3 protein-coding genes are annotated in these 4,709 nt (G+C 68.5%); 1 reads left to right on the forward strand and 2 read right to left on the reverse strand.

The features are described 5' to 3' along the window. Positions 1-96: 96 nt before the first annotated feature. Together J7E68_RS09745 and J7E68_RS09750 are read right to left on the reverse strand one after the other, a co-directional pair. A complete protein-coding gene (locus J7E68_RS09745) occupies positions 97-2,382 on the reverse strand; it encodes a helix-turn-helix domain-containing protein (RefSeq protein ID WP_215172095.1) in 2,286 nt (761 codons plus the stop codon). A gap of 98 nt (positions 2,383-2,480) precedes the next feature. Further along, entirely contained in the window at positions 2,481-3,698 is a 1,218-nt protein-coding gene (locus tag J7E68_RS09750) for an MFS transporter (RefSeq protein ID WP_215172097.1), read from the reverse strand. 193 nt (positions 3,699-3,891) lie between these two features. On the opposite strand from J7E68_RS09750, the gene J7E68_RS09755 reads away from it, so the two are divergent. Further along, the coding region (locus tag J7E68_RS09755) for an alpha/beta fold hydrolase (RefSeq protein ID WP_215172099.1) at positions 3,892-4,709 on the forward strand (818 nt) is incomplete at its 3' end.

The following is a 4,709-nucleotide window of genomic DNA, read 5'->3' on the forward strand; positions in this document are numbered from 1 at the left end:
GACGGTGTGAAGCGCAGCACTCTGCACCTGGCACTGAAGCTCATCCGGCTCTGGGAATCCACCGGTCGACTGGGACGCCGATCTCGCATCCGCCGATCAGGCCGAAGCCGTGGCCGCGCCGGGTGATTCGGGCGTGCCGATCAGCGACACCTCCCGGCGCACCCTGGCGAAGATGAACGCCTCGCGGCTGCCCGGCCCGAGAAGGCGCAGCGCCTCATCCGCCTCAGCGATCGCCGCCTCTCCCTCGCCGGCTTGGATGAGTACCCGGATGTGCCGACGCATCATCAGCAGCACTCGGGTGTCGTCCTTCAGAGCGCGAGCGAGGGCGAGGCCCTGCTCGCCGATCCGCATCGCATCCTCATGCCGCCCGACGGCGGAGTATGCATCGATGAGTTCGAGACATGCCGCGTACTGGGTGATGACCCCGGTGACGCTGTCAGCGGTCGCGGCGGACCGCACCCGCGCGAGTGCGGCCTCCGCTTCCTCGATGGATTCGAGGAACTGACCGCGCTTGCTCTTGATCAGTGACGACAGCAACTGGGCGTTCTCCGAACCCGTCGTCTCCTGAGCGTCGGTGAACGCGTCGATCGCGGCGACCGCGGCCGCATCCGCCTCCACCAGACGATCGAGTGTCCAACTCGCCCAGCCGATGTAATAGTGCGCCCACCCTTGCTGCGCGACGTCGCCGGCCCGCATCGCTGCGGCCAGCGCCGCACGTGCGGTCACCACCGCCTTCTCCCGATCACCGACCTCGACGATCTCGGCCCACGCGACATAGCCGAGCTGCGCGGCTTCTTTCGCCGGGTCCCCGAGGCTCTCCGCCGCGCTCGCCGCGAGCGAATAGAACCGGTGCCAGTTGCCCCACGTCATCCAGATGTCCGAGTACCAGTGCAGCGCATCGGCGACGTCGCAGACCGTCTCGTCTTCTCCGACCTCGGCGGCCTCGGTGTAGGCCGGCCACCAGTGCTCGGCCTCGGTGCGGATCCACGCTGCGGCGGCCTCTGCGCTCGCGAACCCGCGGCCGGTGCGCCCGAGCGCGGTCGGCTCCCTCTGCGGCTCGTACCAGGCGCCCGCGCGTTCCAGGGTTCCGAGAAGCCAGGAGCGGATGTGGTCGCCGCGACGCGCGATCTCATCGGGTCCGACCGACGCACGCAGCTTGCTCCGCCCGAAGAGCCGCATCAGGTCGTGCAGACGGTAGCGATCGCCGCCGCGCGCCTCGAGCATCCCCAGATCTGTGAGATCGTCCAAGCGCGATTCGACCTCTGCGAGATCAGACGAACGCACCGCCGCAGCGGCGAGATGTGCGCCGAACGTCCTGCCGTCGATGAGGGAGATCCAGCGGAACAGGGCGGCGGTGCGCGGGTCGAGCTCGTCGTAGGAGAGCGAGATGGCCGCTTCCACTGCCAGATCGCCGGCGACGAGAAGGCGCAGCCGGTCTTCCGATGTGCGCATCCGACCGAGCAGATCATCGACCGTCCAAGCGGGCCGACTGGCGATGCGATTGCCGACCACGCGCAGCGCCAGGGGGATGTCGTCGCAGAGGCCCGCCACCTCGTCCAGAGCATCCTCTCCGCTCGCCGCCTGCGGGATCAGCCGATGCAGGAAGGCGATGCTCTCCTCCCGGCGGAGCGGTCCGAGACGCAGTCGCCGCACGCCCTCGAGGCCGGCGAGACTGCGACGAGAGGTCACGACGACGACATCGCCGGCGCAGATCGACAGGATGGGACGGATCTGCGCCTCGTTCGCGACGTTATCGAGCAGCACCGTGACCGGGGCGATGTCGACGGCTGCCCGCCATCGTGCTCTCGCCTCGCCGAGATCCGCGGGCGGTTTCTGCTCGGCCCCGGGAAGCTGGCGCAACATTGCGGTCATCACCTGCAGCGCGCTGAGGGGCGACGAGCTGAAGCCGTCCAGCCCGAGGAAGACCGCAGGGCGGCCGCTCGACCGATCTCGCTCGAGGATCTCGATCGCGACGGTCGTCTTGCCGATTCCCGGAGCCCCGCTGATGATCAGCGCGGGGCGCTGGGTGTCGGACGCCCGCGGCCCGCGGAGGATCTCGAGCGCTTCATCGATCTCGGAATCACGTCCCGAGAAGTCGAACACCCTGTGCGGGGAGATCGCGCCAGGGCCGTCGGGGGCGAGGGCTGCTCGGGGGCGGGCGCGCGCCGCACGCAGGAAGGCATGCTGATCGGCTGCATCCAGGCCGAGTCCGTCAGCCAGAGCGTCGACCGTGCGACGTTGCGGAGAGGCGCTCGCGCCTCGTTCGAGGTCGCCGATCGTGCGCACACTCACGCCCGACTGCGCGGCGAGCGCTTCGAGGGTCAGATTATGGCCCACTCGCAGCGACCGCAGCAGCAGCCCGAAGGGTGAGGGTTCGGTCACGACATCCGCCTTTCGCTGATGTCAGCTTGGCAGGTCTTCTCCTTGCGATGATGGCGCGCTGGTTACGGGGCGGTTTCGTCGCCGGTCGGCACAGGCGATCAACCCTGCGCGCGAGACGCCGGGCGGACGATCGCGCGACGCATGACGAGGGCTGCTGAGACGGTCGCGACCAGGACGATCGAGATGAACACGAGCAGCACCGTCGTCTGCGACGCGAAGGAGAGGATGACTCCGATCGCGAGCACAGGCAGAGCGAGCCCGCAGTATGCGATCAGGAAGATCAGCGCGAGCGTCTCGCCACGGCGTCCCGGCTCTGCAAGACCGGCCCCCGTGGCGACCGCCGACTTGAACAGGAGCCCCACACCGACGCCGGCGACGACGCCTCCGCCGAGGAACACCCCCAGCGAGGGCAGCAGTGTTCCTGCCGCGACCGCGACGAGGCCCAGTGCGCAGCACACGGCCGCGACGATGAGCTGGATGCGCAGCGGGACGCGAGCGAGAGCCACCTGCCCCGATGCCGCGGCGGCGAACACCGAGCACGCCGTGACACCGGCCAGGAGGTGGTCGTGTTCGCCGAACGTGCTGATGAGGATCGTCGGTGCGAGCGAGGTGAAGAGCCCGAAGAGGGCGAACCCCGCGAAGGCGCCGAACCCGGCGGCGATGAACGCGGTTCTCGAGCTCGGCGGAGCGGCGATCCGCTGGGGCCGGTATCGCCGTGGCTCACTCGGGGGCGCCACGGTCTCGGGGACGCAGGCGACGGCGATCGCCGCGGCGATGAGCACGACGAGGAAGACCGCGTGCGGCAGCACGAGCGGTGCGGGGAGGAACTCGGCGAACAGCCCTCCGATCAGGGGACCGAGCGCCAATCCCCCGAGATTCGCGGCACCGGCCACGGACGCCGCAACGATGACGTTCTCGGCCGGTCTGGCATGTGCGCGCAGTTCGCCGAGATGCGCGGTGGCGGTGGCGGTGAGGATGCCGACACTCGCGCCGTTCACCAGCCGCGCGACGAGAAGACCGGGCACCTCATGCCACAGCAGGAACAGGACGGCACTGAGAGCGGCGATGAGGATCGCGATCACCAGCATCCGTCGCCGACCCATCCAGTCGCTGACGTGCCCGAGCAGGAACAGGCTGAGCACGACGCCGACGGCGAAGGCCGCGAAGATCAGCGTGATCACCGAGACCGGAAAGCCGTCGGCCTCCTGGTAGAGCGGATAGAGCGGTGTGGGCACCGTCGCGTACGCCATCACGAGCAGGAAGGCGGCCGCGACCACCCAGAATCCCGCACCGTGCGAGATGCGAGAGTTCGACATGGTGGAGAGGCTACCGAGAGAACGCCGATCGACACCGGACAGATGTCGAAGACGACCAGGACGGATCCTGGACAGATGTCGAGCGGGCGGCGCGGGCGCACGGGTTAGCGTGGTCGCGCTCCCACGAAGCAGACGTGGGGCGATCGACAGTCGGCCGGCATCGTTCGGGACGACGGAAACCTGGAGGCTGATCATGGCGTTCGTGACCACGGATGATGGCGCAGAGATCTACTACAAGGACTGGGGCAGCCCCGACGCGCAGCCCATCATGTTCCACCACGGCTGGCCGCTCTCGTCGGACGACTGGGACGCCCAGATGCTGTACTTCCTCGACAAGGGCTACCGCGTCATCGCCAGCGACCGTCGCGGCCACGGACGATCGTCTCAGATCGGCACCGGCCACGACATGGACCACTACGCGAGTGATGCGTCGGCGGTGGTCGAGCATCTCGACCTGCGCAACGCGATCCACATCGGGCACTCGACGGGTGGTGGCCAGGTCGCACGCTACGTCGCGCAATACGGTCAGCCGCAGGGCCGCGTCGCCAAGGCGGTGCTCGTGTCGTCGGTGCCCCCGCTGATGGTGCAGACGGACGCCAACGCCGAGGGCACGCCGATCGCGGTCTTCGACGGCTTCCGCGAGGCTCTGGCAGCGAACCGTGCCGAGTTCTTCCAGGCGGTCGCCGCAGGACCCTTCTACGGGTTCAACCGCGATGGTGTCACGTTGTCGCAGCCTGTCGTCGACAACTGGTGGCGCCAGGGGATGACGGGCAGCGCCCTCGCGCACTACGAGGGGATCAAGGCCTTCTCCGAGACCGACCAGACCGACGACCTCAAGGCGATCACGGTACCGGTCTTCGTCATCCAGGGCGATGACGATCAGGTCGTGCCGTACAAGGACGCGTCGGTGAAGCAGGCCGAGCTTCTGAGCGACTCGACGCGGAAGATCTACAGCGGGTTCCCGCACGGCATGCTGACGACGCACGCTGATGTGATCAACCCCGACATCCT

Source organism: Microbacterium sp. ISL-103, assembly GCF_018613995.1.
Classification (GTDB): domain Bacteria; phylum Actinomycetota; class Actinomycetes; order Actinomycetales; family Microbacteriaceae; genus Microbacterium.

Excerpts from the sequence above, each read along its gene's own strand:
- J7E68_RS09750 (WP_215172097.1), bottom strand. The coding sequence starts at position 3,698 with ATGTCGAACTCTCGCATCTCGCACGGTGCGGGATTCTGGGTGGTCGCG.